The sequence below is a fragment of the Halomonas sp. SL18_1 genome (assembly GCF_055755715.1).
Genome location: NZ_JBVTRK010000001.1, coordinates 2,721,942 through 2,738,328 on the forward strand (window position 1 = coordinate 2,721,942; position 16,387 = coordinate 2,738,328).

Sequence of the window (16,387 nt, forward strand, 5' to 3'; positions counted from 1 at the left end):
AACACAATGAACGTAAAAATGATGCTGGCCAGCCTGGCAGGACAATCACCTACCAGTCACGTGACCTCCGGTGGGCGCACGACCGCCAGCCAGTTCTCCTTGAGCCTGGCTGGCGCCGCTAACCAGGCGACAGCCGACAAGGCCTCGATTCAGCCGAGCCCAAGTGAAAGGCACCCGCTGCCGGCCGGCCAAGCCAGTCGCGACGCCCTACTGCAGCGCCTGGCGTGGCACGCCAGCAAGCAAGGCGTTACCGACTCGGACCTGCCTGCCGGGCTGCCTAGCAGTCAGGGCCAAGCGGCCATGGGCTCACTGCCGCCAGACATGGATTCGCTACCGCTTGAAGCGCTTCTCGAACGCGCCGACTGGGCTAGCAACCTCGAGCGCCTGGCCGAATGGGAGCTGCCTGACAGCAAGGGGAAAGAAGTCGACTCCCTGCTGCGTGAGGCGATGCTCGAGCGTCTTGCCCAGCAGCGCAGCTCGATCGATATGGCCAACAGGGACTTGCCGGAAGGCGACACACCTGAAGGCTCCCTGCCTCTTGAGGCTATTATCGAGCGCTTGGCGCTGATTCAGGGCATGCAGGACACGCCGCAGCCCCTTGCCCAGCCCAGTCGCCCAGCGCACAGCGCCCTTGCGAACAACCTGAACGATGAAGAGAATGATCGCCCAGCCGACAACCGCATGTCCGAGTCAGAGACAGAGGCCTTCGTGACGGTGCCGCTCATGCCTGTCCCCAAGAGGGGCAGCAAGCAGCAGGCGTCGTGAGCCAGCCGGAACGTACGACACGGGATGGTCTCTCCGCGCAGTGGGCATCCCTTCGCGACGATGCGCCTCGCGGTCAGGGGCAGAGCGCCATCCCGGTAACCGCCGACAATCCACCGCGCCAAGGCTTTTTTAGCCAGCTCGACGCTCGAGGCGAGTTCCCGAATCGCAGCCTGGAGTTTTCCACGTCAACAAGCTCAACGGTGATAGCGACATCAGGACCGAGCGTCCCAACCGCCGAGGCATCACGGCCGGCGATGGCGAACCCCGACACCTCGCCCCTGACGTCCACGACGCCGGGCAGCGGCAGCACCGCCGCGCCTCAGCCAGCCGCGGCGCAGTCGACCCTGAGCTCTCCGCTTCAGAGCCAGGCCTGGCCCAATCAGCTGGGCCAGCAGCTGGTGCAATTCGCTCGTCTGGGCGGTGAACAGCGCATCGAAATGCAGCTCCACCCGGCCGAGCTGGGCCCGCTGTCGGTCACCCTCAAGATGACCGAACAGGGTGCCCAGGCACAGTTCCTTTCGGCGCATGCTCAGGTCCGCCAGGTCCTCGAGCAGGCGATCCCGCAGCTGCGTGATGCCCTTGCCGAACAGGGCATCGAGCTCAGCGACACCTCGGTGGGCGAGCAGCGTCAGCAGGATACCCAGGCCTTTGCCGAGGGTAACGGCCAAGGTAGCCAGGCGGGCAGAAACGGCGAAGATCCCGATGGCACCCTGGCCGATGTCGATGGGCTTGAAGGTCAAGCGGCCAACACTGGCATCAGCCTGGATGGGCGAGTGAATCTCTACGCCTGAAACAAACGGCCAAGATAGCGCCGTTCACGCAGCCTGTTCCCTTCATCGCGACAGGCGCGTTTTCCGCATACTGGTGCTTCGCGGCTCGATCCACATTTCACAATGGGCAAGGCAATGGCGAAATCGAAAGGCGGCTCATCCAAGCTGATGTGGCTGATGGTAATGCTGGTGTTCGTTTCACTCGCGGCAGCTAGCGCGGCGATCTATATGGTCATGAGCGACGATAGCCCAGGCCAGGGCCAGATGCAGAGCCAGCAGATCGAGCGGCAGGCACCGATTTTCCTCAAGATCGACCCCTTCACGGTCAACCTGGCCGACGATGATTTTGGCTCTCGGCTTCTCTATGTCGGGATTTCGCTGAAGATCGGCAACGAGGAAACGCGGGATATCCTGAAGGAGCATATGCCGCAGGTCCGCAGTCGCCTCTTGATGCTCTTCTCCGGCAAGGAGGCTCAAGAGCTGGTAACGCCCGATGGCAGACGCCGCCTGGCCGATGATGTCATGGCCACTCTCAATGAGCCCATGTCACAGCAGCAGCCATCCCTGGACATCCAGGACGTACTATTCACCGAGTTCATCGTGCAATAAACGGGTGCCCTGGCCACCATGTCCCAAGACGACCTGCTATCACAGGAAGAGATCGACGCGCTGCTCACGGGCGTCAGCGGCGATGAAGAACCTGCCGCGCGCAGCGATGGCGACTCGCGCGTACGCCCCTATGACCCCGCGTCTCAGCACCGGGTCGTTCGCGAGCGTCTCCAGGCCCTGGATATCATCAACGAGCGCTTTGCTCGACATTTCCGCATGGGGCTGTTCAACCTGCTGCGCCGCAGTGCCGACATTACCGTGGATTCGGTTCGCTATCAGAGCTACAGCGACTTCTCGCGCAACGTCCCGGTGCCCACCAACATCAACATCATCGCCATGAAGCCGCTGCGTGGCTCGGCGTTGATCGTGTTTCCCCCAACCTGGTATTCATGGTGGTGGACAACCTGTTCGGCGGCGACGGGCGCTTCTTGACCAAGTCGGAGGGGCGCGAGTTCACCAATACCGAGCAGCGCATCATCCAGCGACTGCTGTCGCTGGCCATCGACGCTTACGAAGAGTCGTGGAAGTCGGTCTATCCGCTGGAGATCAGCTACCTGCGCTCCGAGATGCAGTCAAAGTTCGCCAATATCACCAACTCGCCCAACGAGATCGTGGTGAATACCGGCTTCAATATCGAGGTGGGCAACCTCTCCAGCAGCTTCCAAATCTGCGTCCCCTACTCCATGGTCGAGCCGATACGCGACCTGCTGGCCAACCCGCTCAGCGACGGCAGTCAGAACCAGGACGGAACCTGGACACAGCGAATGGCCGGTGAGATTCGTCACTCCGAGATCGAGCTGGTCGCCAATTTTGCCGATATCCCGAGCCGGATTGCCCACGTGCTGGCGCTCAAGGTGGGCGATGTGCTGCCACTGGAACTCCCCGAAACCGTCACCGCCAGCGTAGACGGCGTGCCGGTAATGGAGTGCGACTACGGTAGTCAGCGCGAACAGCGCGCACTGCGTGTCAGGCGCATCATCGATCATGGTGCCGACAACCCCGCGTCTCCCGACGCATTCAAGAAGGGCGCTGCGCCTCAAGCCAAGGAATCCAAGCATGACTGATCCCAAGAAACCCGATCAGAACGTTTCCGAAGACGACTGGGCAGCCGCCATGTCCGAGCAGGAGAGCGAGGAACAGCCCGCCGCCGAGGACGACCCCTGGGCGGAGGCCATGGCCGAGCAGGAGGCTGCCGAAAGCCAGTCCAATGCCGATCAGGGCGACTCCGACCCTTGGGCAGAGGCACTGGCTGAGCAGCAGGAAACCGAGGATGCCGGAGACGACTTGCCTGCCGACACGGCTTCCCCTCCCCCGGCTCAGGCGGCCAGCGAGCGCGTCTTTCGCCCGCTGGACAAGGACAGTGGCGGCGGCGGTGCCCGCGATCTCGACATGATCATGGACATTCCGGTCAAGCTCACGGTGGAGCTGGGACGTACCAAGCTGACCATCAAGCAGCTGCTGGAGCTGACCCAGGGCTCGGTCATCGAGCTCGATGGACTCGCCGGCGAGCCCATGGACATCCTGATCAACGGCTACTTGATCGCTCAGGGCGAAGTCGTGGTCGTCGACGACAAGTACGGTATCCGCATTACCGAGATCATCACTCCCTCTGAACGCGTCCAGAAACTCAACCGATGAGCGCCCCCCTCTCCTCCGAGGTTCAGCCGCCGCCAGCCGAAGCGATTTCGGCCGGCGGCGATGCGCTTTCTGCCGGTGGCGACGCCCTGGTGGGCATGGCCACGCTAGGCAAGACGGCCGCCGCGCTGGCGCTGGTCATCGCCATCATCCTGATCTGTACGGCGCTGCTAAAACGCTGGAGCCCTCAAGGCCGCGCTGCCGGCCATCACTTGCAGGTGATTGGCAGCACGGCAGTGGGTAGCCGCGAGCGTGTCGTGATCGTCGACGTCAAGGGCACTTGGCTAGTGCTGGGCGTCGGAGGGAATCAGATCACCAAGCTTCACGAACTGGAAGCACCGCGCGAGCCGCAAGGGAGTACGAACGCCCACCCCGCGACGTCGGACGATCGCTTTGCGCGTCGTTTCGCCCGTGCCCTCAAGCAGAACGCCGGCCTGGGAGGCCACGGGCGGGACACGCCATGAAGTCGATCAGCCCCAAAGTACTCGCTGCCACTCTGGCGCTGGTGTTGGCGGTCGTGCCGCTCACCTCGCTGGCGCAGCAGTTACCGGGTATCGTCAGCCAGCCGCTGGAAGACGGTGGCCAGCAGTGGTCGATTCAGCTTCAGACGCTACTGCTACTCAGCGCCATGGCCTTCCTGCCGGCGGCACTGCTGATGATGACCGCTTTCACCCGGATCATCATTGTGCTCAGCCTGCTGCGCACGGCCATGGGCACTCAGTCCACGCCGCCCAATCAGGTCATGCTGGGCTTGGCGCTGTTTCTCACCTTTTTTATCATGTCGCCGGTCTTTTCGATCGTCTACGAGACCGCCTGGCTGCCGCTGACGGCCGATGAAATCCACTTCGATGAGTTCCTGCTGGTGGCCCAGGAGCCCTTTCGCGAGTTCATGCTAGCGCAGACCCGCGAGCCCGACCTGGCGCTTTTCGCCCGGCTGGCCGAGGTAGGCCCCATGCAAGGGCCGGAAGACGTGCCGCTGAGGGTACTGGTGCCGGCCTTCGTCACCAGCGAGCTGAAGACCGCCTTCCAGATCGGCTTCACCATCTTCATCCCCTTTCTGATCATCGATCTGGTGGTCGCCAGCACGCTGATGTCGCTCGGCATGATGATGGTGCCGCCGGCGACGATTTCACTGCCGTTCAAGCTGATGCTGTTCGTGCTGGTGGATGGCTGGCAGCTGATCATCGGCTCGCTGGCGGAAAGTTTCTTTATCTAGCGATTGGATGCCGGGGCGACACGCCTCGGCAAGGAGTGACAGATGACACCGGAAATGGTCATGGGCATCGCTTACCAGGGCATGCGCGTCACCCTCTTCCTGGCTGGCCCCCTGCTGATCACCGCTCTGCTGACCGGGCTGACCGTCAGCCTGTTTCAGGCCGCCACGCAGATCAACGAGATGACGCTCTCCTTTATTCCCAAGATCCTGGGCGTGTTTACCGTACTGGTGTTTGCCGGCCCCTGGCTGCTGAAGCTGATCACCGACTTCACCCGTAATCTCTTCTCCAACATTCCCAACATGTTGATGTGAGCCAACCATGGTCGAGGTGACCTTTGCCCAGCTGCACGGCTGGCTAGTCGCGCTACTGTGGCCCTTCATGCGCATCACCTCCTTCCTGGTTGCCTCGCCGCTATGGGGGCATTCCAGCGTGCCCAATCAGGCCAAGATCGGTCTGGCCTTGCTGATTACGATGGTTGTCGCCCCGGTGCTGCCTCCCATGCCCGACGTGCCAATCGTCTCCTGGGCCGGCTTCGGGCTGGTCGTAGAGCAGATGTTGATCGGTGTCGCGATCGGGCTGGTGATGCATGTCGTCTTTGCCGTGGTGCAGGCTGCCGGCGAGTTCATCGGGCTGCAGATGGGCCTCGCATTCGCTACCTTCTTCGATTCCGGCAGCGGCACTAACACCGCCATTCTGTCGCGGATTTTCTTCATGATCACGCTGCTGATGTTTCTTGCGCTGGGCGGTCACCTGATGGTGCTGGAAGCGCTGGTGATGAGCTTCTATAGCCTTCCCATTGGCGTAGGCAGCTTCAACCCGGCCGCCTTCGAGATGCTGGTTCGTTACGGTGGCACCATCTTCGTGTCTGGCATGTCGCTAGCGCTGCCCCTGGTCGGCTCGCTGCTGATCATCAACCTCGCCCTGGGCATCCTCAACCGGTCGGCGCCGCAGCTCACTGTCTTCAATATCGGCTTTCCTACCTCGCTGACCGTCGGCATCTTTCTGCTGGGAGTCTTGATGACCGATATGGGCCGCTTCCTGCAGCGCTTATTCAGTAACGGGCTGAACTTCATGCACCAGCTGATCGAGATGCTGGCCCCGCTCGCTAGCTGATCGCCGTCAAAAAAACCGCCCTGGCAAGCCGGGGCGGGACAGGGCCCTGGTCATACCAGGGCCGGCAGGGAACAGCAATATCAGAAGTTTAGCGACAGCCCATCACATAAAGTTGAACAGCGACATGCCTTTGACATCGACGAAGGCCTTCTGGGCGGCCTGGAGTCCCAACTGACGAAGACTATATTCAGAGATGGCTTCGTTGTAGTCGAGGTCGACCAGGTCGGAAAGCGTCTTCTCATAGCTCAGCATGCGGTTGCCACCGACCGCATCGACCACGTCCAGCTCGTTGAGCCGCGCGCCCATCGAGGCCCGCACGGTGAGTACATTGTCGAGGCTGTTATCGAGTTCGCGCATCACCGATGACAGGGTATTGCGGAAATGGGCGCGGTTCTCGGGCTGACCGCCCTGATCCATCTCCAGCACGTCGATGGCATCCTTCAGCGACTTGAAGAGATCCTGGTTAGCGGCTTCCGCATTGGCCGGACGCAGCTGGATCTGGTCGCCAACCTCGGGCTCACCCTTCAGCGTAATACTGACCCCGCCGAAGCTCACTGTTTGACCGGACTCATAGGGCGCGTCAGTAACCAGGGTACTGGCCACTGTACCATCGTCATTCAGCACGTTGACTGAGTACACTGGCTCGCCAGCATCTTCACCGAACACAAGCTGAAAGGGCTTGCCGAAATCATCATGACTCGGATCGACTCGACTCGGGCCGCTAAAGGTCACCGAGCCTTCGTTGCGCTCGAATCCCGACTGCGTGCCGATGCTGTCGCCACCAGAATCACGCTCGGACCGGGCCACATAGCCGGCCCCGCTGGGCACGCTCTGGAAGATGGTTCCGCCGTTATCGGCCACCGGCATCAGCCGCGAGGCGTCGATGCGCTGGGCACGTACATTGTCATCGCCGTTGTACTGCACTCCGGCGACCCCCTCGCCACCGGTGCGAGCGAAAGGCGGGGCGTCGTCGTTGTAGCCGCCGAACAGATAGCGGCCGTTGCCGTCGGTGGCATTGGCCTGGCCGATCAGCGTCTCGTAGATGCCGCGCAGCTCGGAGGCCACCGACTGACGATCGACATCGCTGAGGGTGTCGCTGGCGGCCTGGATCATCAGCGTCTTGGCACTGGTGACGGCATCGCCAACGCTGTTGAGCACGCTTTCTGCCTGGGCCAGGGAATTGCGCGCGCTGACGCGTGCATCCGCATACTGCTGGGTCACCGCCTTGGCCTGAGCCACCCCCACGGCACGGGAGGCCGCCTGGGGATCGTCGGAGGGGTTGACCACACGCCGACCGCTCGCAATCTGCTGGCTGACCTTGAGGAAGTCGCCCTGCTGACGATTCATGGATGTCATGCTCTGCTCGAACATGGTCACGGTGCTGATACGCATCGCTGGGGACTCCCTTCTGATCAGTTACGCAGGCCGAGGATGGTATCGAAGATGGTCGATGCGGTATCGATCACCCGGGCATTGGCCGCATAGAACTGCTGGAAACGAATCAGGTTCGCCGCTTCTTCGTCGAGGTTGACGCCGGATTCCGACTGCTGCACAGCCTTGAGCTGATCGGTCAGGCCCTGGCGTGCGTCAAGGTTGACCTGGACGATATTGGTCCGGTTGCCCACGTCGCTGACCATGGCACCGTAGAACTGGCTCAGCGTCGACCGCCCACCCACTGTCTGGGCACTCTGAAGGTCCTGCATGGCCAGCGCATTGCGGTTATCGCCGGTGCCGGTTGATGCACGGTCAATCGTCACTTCCTGGCCCGTGCTCAGCCCCTCCCCAAGGCGCAAAGCAACGCCATCGAAGGCAATTTCATCGCCGGACTGCACATTAGAATGGACCGTAGCATTGCCGTCACTATCAGTGACAGTAACGTCAAAGCTGCCGCCCCCATTAACGGCGGTCACCTCGACACTCCATGGCAGATCGTCCGACGCCAGCGCTCCGCTATCGGCGCGCAGACCACCTATCAAGGCCTGGTCACCTTCAATGTCGAGCAGGCTGCCACCGGCAATCTTGTCCAGCTCCCCCACCAGGGTTTCCATCCCCGCAGCGGCACGCCGCACCGGCTGCACCTCGAAACGGTCGTTGTTGGCCAGGTTGTCCACGTCATCGAAGGTCAGGCTGATGCCGCCAAAGGTCAGCGTATTGCCGTCCAGCGCCACGGTACCCTGAAACTCACGCCCGGTATCCTTGCGAGTGATGGTGAAGTCAGCCTCATCAGCCGGCAAGGCCGTGTTGACTCGGATCTCGTAGTCAGTGGCCTGCAGCTGATCCAGAGTGGCGGGATCGAATTGCGTGCTGTCTACGCTAGCCGTGCCAAGATTGCGCTCATTGAAATAGGTCACCGGCTCGCCCAAGCTGAACATGGCCTGACCCTGCTCGCCGTCAAGATCAACCCCTAGCTGGTGCTGCTGGTTAAAGCTGGATGCCAGCGACACGGCGAGCTGGCCGATCTGATTCTGGGTCTTGTCCAGGGTTTCGGCACGGAAGGTCATCAGGCCACCCAAGGTACCGTCCTTGATGGCATTTTCATCCAACGGCGTCACGTTACCGTTACCGGAGGTGCCTTCACGATAGCCTACAACGGTCCGCTGGGGGTCCGTGGGGGATTGCACCGCTTCCAGCCGATAGGCGTTCGTGCCGGCGACCAGCGGCTGCCCATTGGGCAGGCTGATATTGTAGGTCTTGCCGTCCTGGATATTCAGGCGCACGTCCATGCGCTCGCTCAGCTCATGGACCAGCTGGTCACGCTGATTGAGCAATGCATTAGGCGCCTCGCCGTGGCGCGCCCTGGCCAAGGCGATCTCGCGATTCAGGCTGGCCAACTGCTCGGTGGTATTGTTGATCTGCTGGACCTCATCGGCGATCTGGCCGTTGATGCCGCTCTGCATATCCTGGAGATAGCCATCGAAGGCCCGGAACTGCGCCGTCATGGTATCGGCGGTCCCCAGCACCCCCTGGCGGGCCGCCGGGTCGGAGGGCGCGCCGGCCAGGTCCTCCAGGGAGGAGAAGAAATTCTGCATCAGCGGGGCCAAGCCGGCCTCACGGTCGGCGAGCAGGTTGTCGATCTGGCTGATCTGATTCTCGTAGGTCTTCAGCGCACTGGAAGAACTGGTGGCGGCATTGAGCTGAGACGCCACATAGTGGTTGAACTGACGCTGGATATCGTTGACGCGAACGCCGCCGTCGCCCTGCCCTTCGCCCAGCACCGCGATTTCACGGTTATAACCCGGCGTATAGACATTGCTGATGTTGTTGCTGGTAGTGTTCAGGGCATTCTGGGCGGCATTAAGGCCGCTCAGGCCGATGGAAAACATGCTCATGGTGTCGTTCCCTTTCGCCAATGGTCAGTTCATCGGCCCGAATGCGAAAAACTTTAGGACTCTGAAGAGATTTCCCTCAGTAGCGCAGGAAGACCAGTGAATCGCTTCCCGTTTCGACCGGTCCCATGCTGTTCATCACCGCGATCAGCTTCTCAGCATAGGCCGGGTCGGTGGCATAGCCGCCGGCCTGCAGTTCACGAGCGGCCTGTTCAGCGCTGCCTGCCGTGGTCACCGCCGCGTAGCGAGGGTTATCGCCGATCAGCCGCGCATAGTCGGTAAAGGCCTCCTCGAAGGAGTCATAGACGCGGAAGGTGTCGACAAGCCGCGTACGCTGGCCGTTGAGGTATTCATGGGTGACCACGTCGGTGGTCTTGCCCTGCCAGCTGCTGCCGGCCTTGATACCGAACAGGTTGTGGCTGTTGCCACCATCCTGGGTGGCGATCTCATGGCGTCCCCAGCCGGTTTCCAGGGCGGCTTGGGCCAGGATCAGCTCGGCCGGCACGCCGGTGCGACGACTGGCGGCCTGGGCCGGCGCCGCCAGGCGCTCCATGAAGCGTTCGATATGATCATGGCGCTCGCCAGCCCCCTGGGCCGGTGCTGCCGCCTTCACCCCAGGAGTGGGAGGCGAAGCCCGGTCATCCCCCCCCGAGCGCGGCGCGGCCGCGGGCAGCTCGGCCATAAAGCCGCTGACCCCGGCACCGCGACTACCGCTTGCCGCCACCAACTCGTCGAGGAAGCTCCCGGGCATCTCGACGCCGGCCGTGCCAGACGCCTGCTGGGTCGTCTCCTCCGGCTGCAGCGCATCTTTTCAGCACCCGGGGAGTACCGCGGGGAATGCCGGCAATCAGTTCGTTGAGTTCTCTGTCGGCACTCATCGTTTGGCGAGACGGCTCCACGCCCTGCCCCTCCAACTGGGCCACCAGATGATCAGCGAGCCCGATGCCGCGACCGGCCATGGTCTGGGCCCACTGCTGGTCGAGCAGCGACTGGTAGAACTCCGTCTGCTGGCTGTCGAGCAGGCCGGTGGTCGGAATGGCGTCGCGCATGCTCTTCAGCATCATCTGCACGAAGAGCGCCTCGAACTGCTGTGCGGCGTCCTGCAGGCCGGCCGAAGGGTCCTGCCGCGCCGTGTGCTTCAACCGCTGCAGACCCTGCATGTCGAGGGCGAACTGACTGCCGAAGTCCTGAACGCTCATCAGATGATCTCCAACTCGGCGCGAAGTGAGCCAGCGGCCTTGAGCGCCTCGAGAATCGCCATCAGGTCGCTGGGCGTAGCGCCCAGGGCATTGAGGGCGTTGACCACGTCCACTAGGTCGGCCCCTTCCACCATTCGCAGGAAGGCATCCTGCTCCTGAATCTCGATCTCGGTATCCGGCACTACCACGGTCTCACCATCACCGAAGGGCGGCGGCTGGCTGACCAGAAAGCGGGTATCGATCACGATGGAGAGGTTGCCGTGGGCCACGGCAGCACGGCGCAGCGTCACGGCGCTGTTCATGACCACGGAACCGGTGCGGGCGTTGAAAACGACCTTGGCGGGCGCCTCCATGGGCGTCACCCGGATGTTCTCGACCTGGGCCATGAAATTGACCCGCGCATTATCCGTGGGCGGTCCTTCCAGGGTGATCACTCGACCATTGCGCGCGGCGGCCACGGGCCTGCCGAACTCCTGATTGATGGCACTCACCACGCGCTGTGCCGTGCCGAAGTCCGACTCCTTGAGTTCGAGCTCGAGAAAACCACCGTTGGCCCCCAGGTCCAGCGGGACTTCACGCTCGACCATGGCCCCTCCGGCGATACGACCGCCCGCCTGCTGGTTGATCTGCACCGCGGCACCGCCGGCTTCTGCACCCGCGCCGGCTACCAGCAGGTTACCCTGGGCAATGGCGTAGGTGTCGCCGTCGGCACCCTTGAGGGGGGTCATCAGCAAGGTCCCGCCACGCAGGCTGCGCGCATTGCCGATGGAGGAGACATTGATGTCAAGGCGCTGGCCGGGACGTGAGAATGGCGGCAGGTCGGCGGTGACCATGACCGCCGCGACGTTTCTCAGCTGCATGTTGGTGCCGGGCGGCACGGTGATGCCCAGCTGCGACAGCATGTTGGTAAGACTCTGGCCGGTAAACGGCGCCTGCATGGTCTGGTCGCCGGTGCCGTCCAGCCCCACCACCAGCCCATAGCCCACCAGCACGTTGTCGCGCACGCCGGCAAAGTTGGCGATCTCGCGGATGCGCTCGGCCTGGGCGGGCAGCGTCAGCAGACAGCTCACCATCAGCACCAGGGCGATGCTGAACTGCCTGACGGTGAAACACTTGGGGAACATCATGCGGGCGCCTCGGTAACCATCGAACATCAATAGGGCGATACGTTGAGGAAGAAGCGCTGCAGCCAGCCCATATGCTGCGCCTCGTTGATGTAGCCGTCTCCCACGTACTCGATGCGCGCATCGGCCACCGCCGTAGAGGGAACGGTGTTCTGCCCGGTAATGGTGCGCGGGTTGACCACACCGGAGAAGCGGATGAACTCGACCCCCTGGTTGATGGCGATCTGTTTCTCACCGCGTACCCGCAGGTTGCCGTTGTGCATCACCTCGAGCACCGAGACGGTAATGGTGCCCGTCAGGGTGTTGTTCGCCTGGGAGCTCCCCCCGCCGGAAAAGACGTTTTCACCGGAGATATCAAACCCCAGGTCTTCCAGGAAATCGATGGCATCGGGAACCTGTGCGACATCCAGGCTGCCTGAGCCGCTGCGGGTGGCACTGCTCTGGGAGTTCTTGCTGGCGCTGACCTGCTCATCGAGCACGATGGTCAGGATATCGCCCACCATGCGCGGGCGACGATCCTCGAACAGCGGCTGCGAGCCGCGGTGGGCCTGGTAGATCGCTCCGTTGGCCTGACGCGGCGGCGGCTCGGCGATGCGAATCTGCTCCTGCTCGCCCACCACGGAGGCGCGCGGTATCTGCGCACAGCCGCTCACGACCAGCAGGGCCAGAAACACCGTGCCCCACCTTGCTATCACACTAGCTGCCACGTTCATGCTCTCTCACTTGCTCACCCTATCGCCAGGAGCGGTTACTCAACGCGCCGATCAGAGCTGGCTCAGCCGGGCCAGCATCTCGTCGCTGGTCTGCACGGCACGGCTGTTGATCTCGTAGGCGCGCTGGGTCTGGATCATGCTGACCATCTCTTCCACCACGTTGACGTTGGAGGTCTCAACGAAGCCCTGGAAGAGTCGCCCCGCGCCGTCCATGCCGGGCACCGCCTGGTTGGCAACGCCCGAAGAGGTGGTTTCCTTGTAGAGATTGCCGCCCACGGATTCCAGGCCCGTGGGGTTGATGAAGGTGGTCAGGGTAATCTGGCCGATATCCTGAGCTTGGGCCACCCCCGGCTGGGTGATGGACACCGTGCCGTCCTCACCAATCGTCACCGACAGGGCGGTTTCCGGGATGAAGATAGCGGGCTCCAGCGGATAGCCGTTGGCGGTGACCATCTGGCCGTTTTCATCGATCTGGAAGTTGCCGTCGCGGGTATAGGCGGAGGTACCGTCCGGCATCTGGATCTCGAAGAAACCGTTGCCGTTGATCGCCAGGTCGCGGGAGTTCTCGGTGCGCTCCAGGTTGCCCTGGGTGTGCAGCCGCTCGGTGGCCACCGGGCGCACGCCGGTCCCCACCTGCATGCCGGAAGGAAGCCGATTGAGGGCATCGTTCTGGGCGCCAGGCTGACGCATGTTCTGGTAGAGCAGATCTTCGAATACGGCGCGGCTGCGTTTGAAGCCGTTGGTGCTGACGTTGGCCAGGTTGTTGGAGATTACGTCCAGCTTGACCTGCTGGGACTCCAGGCCGGTCTTGGCCGTCCAAAGCGATTTGATCATGTCATGTTTCCTTGTCTTTCAGGCCATCAGCCCTGGATCGACAGCAGATTGTTGGCGCGCTGGGCGTTCTCGTCGGCAGTGCTGATCACTTTCATCTGCATCTCGTAGCGGCGCGCCACGTCGATCATCGAGACCATGGCATCGATGGCGCCGACGTTGCTGCCTTCGAGCACGCCGGTCGCCACCCGGGCCTCTTCTTCGGCCGCCAGCTGCGCCACATTGCCTTCGGCGTCCGGCAGTGGACGAAACAGCCCATCGTCGCCGCGCACCAGGTCGGCCTGTGGGGTAACCAGCTTGATACGTCCGATATCGGCCAGGGCATCGGGACCCTCGCCTTCGCCGATGGCGCTGAGGGTGCCATCGGCCCCCATGTAGAGCTGAGAGCCCGGGGTATCTGTATCGGGCCACCGTCGCCCATGACCGGACGGCCCCCCACCATCAGCACGCCGTCTCCGGCAATCTGCAGGTCGCCGCGGCGGGTATAGGCCTCGCCTTCTTCGCTCTGCACCGCCAGCCAGGCATTGCCCTGCATGGCCACGTCCAGCTCTCGGCCGGTGGCATTCATGGGGCCCGGTGCAAAGTCGCTGCCCGGCGTGGTGCCCGCCACGGAGACCCGGGTGGGCAGCGCGGCGTCGCCCTGAACCGGTACGGCGCGCATGGCGTGCAGCTGGGCGCGAAACCCGGCGGTGTCGAGGTTGGACAGGTTGTGGCTGACCACCGCCTGCTGATCCATGCTCTGCTTGGCGCCGCTCATGGCGGTGTAGAGAATGCGATCCATCATGCCCCTTGCTGTCTGCTCCGCCACCACCGGGCACTCACCCGGTGACGGCCTCTCGCTGCGTGGCCGGTCGATCAGAGCTGGATGACCGTCTGCAGCAGCTCATCCTGGGTGCTGATGGAGCTGGAGTTGGCCTGGTAGGCGCGCTGGGCCACGATCATGTCCACCAGCTGCTTGGCCAGGTCCACGTTGGAGTTCTCCAGCACGCCGGACTCGATGGTGCCGAACACCCCGGTGCCCGCGACGCCGACGATCGGCAGCCCGGAGGCATTGGTCTCACGCCAAGCGTTGTCGCCGACCGGCTGCAGCCCCTCGACATTGGCGAAGCTGGTGAGCACGACCTGGCCGGCGTCGCGGCGCTCTTCATTGGTGTAGTTACGAATCACGCGGCCGTCGTTGGTAACCTCGATACCAGCAAGGCTGCCCGAGCTATAGCCATCCTGGCTCAGGCTGTTCTGAACGGAGTTGTTGCTGAACTGCGTGGTGCCAGTCAAGATAAAGTCGTGACTGAGCGGATTGGCCCCCTCGCCAACGGTAAAATTCAGTTCTGCCCTGTCACGCGTCAACGCCGCATCATCTACCGAGGCCTGATCAAATGCAGTCGCCAGATCCGCACCAAGTGCAGAAGCATCAGCTTCATCGTAAATTGGCTCTACGCCAAAATCGAGCTGATAACCAGCCGCCGCCACCCCTACGATATCGTCGGCATTCCGTGCATTATTATCTGCTGCATCCAGGTCTGAATACCGTGCAAGCTGCCCGTTCTCGTTGAAACGCATCCAGAAGGCATTCTTCATGTCCTGTGCAGCACCGGCTTCCCCAGCAAACTCCAGTTTCCCATCAACCGCCTGGAAAACGCGCCAAGCGTTCGTGTCGTCATCAGCCTTTTCAAAATAAACGGTTATGTTCCGCGCATTACCCAAGGAATCATAGGCGGTAAAGCTGTTGGAATAGTGGTAAGTCACGTCCAGTTCAAGCGACTCACCATCAGCATCATAGTTGCCAGCATTGTCAACCGTTATAACATCACCGTTTTCGTCCACCGCCCCAAGCGAAATGGTCTGTAGTTGCTCGCCGGCTCTCGCACTGGAGTCGAGATTATAGGTAGCGCTTACTTCGGTGGTAGCATTGGCCGGAATATCATCGGTGGGAATCCGAATCGGCTGAGGGGCGCCGCCGGCTACCACGGCAGAGAAGGGGTCGTTAGGGTCGGTCAGGCCATAGCCGGTCAGCCGTTGACCGTTGGCATTCACGAGAAAACCGTCGGCATTCTGACTGAACTGGCCATTGCGAGAATACACCACCTCACCGCCCGGCTGCTCAAGGCGGTAGAACCCTTGGCCGGCGATGGCCAGGTCCAGGTTGCGGCCGGTATTTTCTAGATCACCCGACTCGAAGTTCTGAGTCACGGCGGCGACGCGCGTGCCCAGGCCAACCCGGCTATCGGCGCCAGCAAAGACGTCGGCAAAGGCGACACCGCTGCTCTTGAAGCCTACCGTCTGGGAGTTGGCGATATTGTTGCTGATGACCTTGAGATTTTCGGACTGGGAGGCCAGACCGCTGAGGGCTTGTGAAAAGCTCATTGAATTATCCTCGTTCCCTGCTGCGCGATTACAGAATCTGCTTGATATCGTTGAGGCCGACCTGGCCATAGACGGCGCCGAGATCCAGGCGCACGTTCCCGTTGTTATCCTTGGGCGTGACGCCGCCCACCATGGCGTAGTTCAGCGCCTGGGCGCCGACGGCCTCACCATCGGCATCGGTGGCCTCGAGCCTGACGCGATAGGACCCGGGGCAGCACTCTCGCCCTCCGATGTCTTGCCGTCCCACTGGAACGACTCCACGCCGGCCTTCACCGAGCCGATGTCGTAGCGGCTGACCACCTGGCCGCTAGCGTTGGTGATCGTCACCCGCACGTTGTCGGCCGGCTTCTCCAGCTCGATACCAAAGGGCGTGGTATGGGCCTGGCCATCTTCGGTCTGCTCAAGCAGCACGCGATCACCCTTGACCAGCACGCCCTGGCCGATCAGGTGAGTCGCCTGCATGGCCTGGTTGGCATCCATCTGTGCGGTGATACCTTTCAGGGTCTGGTTGAGCTGCTCGATGCCGCTGACCGTATTGATCTGGGCGATCTGCGAGGTCATCTCATGATTTTCCAGGGGGTTGAGCGGGTCCTGGTTCTGCAGCTGCGTGGTCAGCAGCATCAGGAAACTCTCCCTAAGCTCATCCGACTGGCTCTGGTTCAGCTTGGACCCACCGCCGTTGATATTGGCCAGCGCCGTGGGATCAATTCCACCCACCATG

The 16,387-nt window shown here is 62.4% G+C and carries 18 protein-coding genes and 2 pseudogenes; 10 read left to right on the plus strand and 10 right to left on the minus strand.

The features are described 5' to 3' along the window. The first annotated feature begins 6 nt into the window (after window positions 1–6). The 10 genes and pseudogenes from ACSJDS_RS13830 (at window position 7) to fliR (ending at window position 6,109) form a co-directional block, all read left to right on the plus strand. Window positions 7–765: a hypothetical protein gene (locus ACSJDS_RS13830; RefSeq protein WP_473033786.1), complete on the plus strand. Its 759-nt coding sequence runs from the start codon at window positions 7–9 to the stop codon at window positions 763–765. Between the two features lie 254 nt (window positions 766–1,019). Then, a complete protein-coding gene (locus ACSJDS_RS13835; RefSeq protein WP_473033788.1) occupies window positions 1,020–1,556 on the plus strand; it encodes a flagellar hook-length control protein FliK in 537 nt (178 codons plus the stop codon). Window positions 1,557–1,658: 102 nt separating this feature from the next. After that, window positions 1,659–2,144 carry a flagellar basal body-associated protein FliL gene (gene fliL, locus ACSJDS_RS13840; protein WP_473033789.1) on the plus strand — a complete coding sequence of 162 codons (486 nt, stop codon included), beginning with the start codon at window positions 1,659–1,661 and terminating at the stop codon, window positions 2,142–2,144. Between the two features lie 18 nt (window positions 2,145–2,162). Then, window positions 2,163–2,794: pseudogene (fliM, locus tag ACSJDS_RS13845) on the plus strand (flagellar motor switch protein FliM); the annotation flags it as partial. A gap of 114 nt (window positions 2,795–2,908) precedes the next feature. Then, on the plus strand, window positions 2,909–3,208 hold the full coding sequence (locus ACSJDS_RS13850) for a FliM/FliN family flagellar motor switch protein (RefSeq protein ID WP_473035037.1): 300 nt from the start codon (window positions 2,909–2,911) through the stop codon (window positions 3,206–3,208). Beyond that, entirely contained in the window at window positions 3,201–3,782 is a 582-nt protein-coding gene (gene fliN, locus ACSJDS_RS13855; protein WP_473033791.1) for a flagellar motor switch protein FliN, read from the plus strand. The genes ACSJDS_RS13850 and fliN overlap by 8 nt, the downstream gene beginning before the upstream one ends. Then, window positions 3,779–4,243 (plus strand): flagellar biosynthetic protein FliO, encoded by a 465-nt coding sequence (fliO, locus tag ACSJDS_RS13860; RefSeq protein WP_473033792.1) that lies wholly within the window; start codon window positions 3,779–3,781, stop codon window positions 4,241–4,243. Before fliN ends, fliO begins: the two co-directional genes overlap by 4 nt. Then, complete coding sequence (fliP, locus tag ACSJDS_RS13865; RefSeq protein ID WP_473033793.1) at window positions 4,240–4,995, plus strand: flagellar type III secretion system pore protein FliP; 756 nt, start codon at window positions 4,240–4,242, stop codon at window positions 4,993–4,995. The genes fliO and fliP overlap by 4 nt, the downstream gene beginning before the upstream one ends. A 42-nt stretch (window positions 4,996–5,037) precedes the next feature. Beyond that, entirely contained in the window at window positions 5,038–5,307 is a 270-nt protein-coding gene (gene fliQ / locus ACSJDS_RS13870; RefSeq protein WP_238974858.1) for a flagellar biosynthesis protein FliQ, read from the plus strand. 7 nt (window positions 5,308–5,314) lie between these two features. After that, complete coding sequence (gene fliR, locus ACSJDS_RS13875; RefSeq protein ID WP_473033794.1) at window positions 5,315–6,109, plus strand: flagellar biosynthetic protein FliR; 795 nt, start codon at window positions 5,315–5,317, stop codon at window positions 6,107–6,109. Between the two features lie 102 nt (window positions 6,110–6,211). Here fliR and flgL read toward each other — a convergent pair whose 3' ends face one another. The 10 genes and pseudogenes from flgL to ACSJDS_RS13925 form a co-directional block, all read right to left on the minus strand. Beyond that, complete coding sequence (flgL, locus tag ACSJDS_RS13880) at window positions 6,212–7,501, minus strand: flagellar hook-associated protein FlgL (RefSeq protein ID WP_473033795.1); 1,290 nt, start codon at window positions 7,499–7,501, stop codon at window positions 6,212–6,214. A gap of 20 nt (window positions 7,502–7,521) precedes the next feature. Beyond that, a complete protein-coding gene (flgK, locus tag ACSJDS_RS13885) occupies window positions 7,522–9,438 on the minus strand; it encodes a flagellar hook-associated protein FlgK (RefSeq protein ID WP_473033797.1) in 1,917 nt (638 codons plus the stop codon). A gap of 76 nt (window positions 9,439–9,514) precedes the next feature. Next, window positions 9,515–10,186, minus strand: coding sequence for a flagellar assembly peptidoglycan hydrolase FlgJ (gene flgJ / locus ACSJDS_RS13890; RefSeq protein ID WP_473033798.1), 672 nt, complete (start codon window positions 10,184–10,186; stop codon window positions 9,515–9,517). Continuing rightward, on the minus strand, window positions 10,143–10,634 hold the full coding sequence (locus ACSJDS_RS13895; RefSeq protein WP_473033799.1) for a rod-binding protein: 492 nt from the start codon (window positions 10,632–10,634) through the stop codon (window positions 10,143–10,145). The genes flgJ and ACSJDS_RS13895 overlap by 44 nt, the downstream gene beginning before the upstream one ends. Then, a complete protein-coding gene (locus tag ACSJDS_RS13900; RefSeq protein WP_473035038.1) occupies window positions 10,634–11,707 on the minus strand; it encodes a flagellar basal body P-ring protein FlgI in 1,074 nt (357 codons plus the stop codon). Before ACSJDS_RS13900 ends, ACSJDS_RS13895 begins: the two co-directional genes overlap by 1 nt. A gap of 80 nt (window positions 11,708–11,787) precedes the next feature. Beyond that, complete coding sequence (locus ACSJDS_RS13905) at window positions 11,788–12,471, minus strand: flagellar basal body L-ring protein FlgH (RefSeq protein ID WP_473033800.1); 684 nt, start codon at window positions 12,469–12,471, stop codon at window positions 11,788–11,790. A gap of 51 nt (window positions 12,472–12,522) precedes the next feature. Continuing rightward, complete coding sequence (gene flgG / locus ACSJDS_RS13910) at window positions 12,523–13,305, minus strand: flagellar basal-body rod protein FlgG (RefSeq protein ID WP_473033801.1); 783 nt, start codon at window positions 13,303–13,305, stop codon at window positions 12,523–12,525. A 26-nt stretch (window positions 13,306–13,331) separates the two neighbouring features. Continuing rightward, window positions 13,332–14,083: pseudogene (locus tag ACSJDS_RS13915) on the minus strand (flagellar basal body rod protein FlgF). A gap of 74 nt (window positions 14,084–14,157) precedes the next feature. After that, window positions 14,158–15,666, minus strand: coding sequence for a flagellar hook protein FlgE (gene flgE, locus ACSJDS_RS13920; RefSeq protein WP_473033803.1), 1,509 nt, complete (start codon window positions 15,664–15,666; stop codon window positions 14,158–14,160). Between the two features lie 141 nt (window positions 15,667–15,807). Beyond that, window positions 15,808–16,386 carry a flagellar hook assembly protein FlgD gene (locus tag ACSJDS_RS13925; RefSeq protein WP_473033804.1) on the minus strand — a complete coding sequence of 193 codons (579 nt, stop codon included), beginning with the start codon at window positions 16,384–16,386 and terminating at the stop codon, window positions 15,808–15,810. Window position 16,387: the final 1 nt, after the last annotated feature.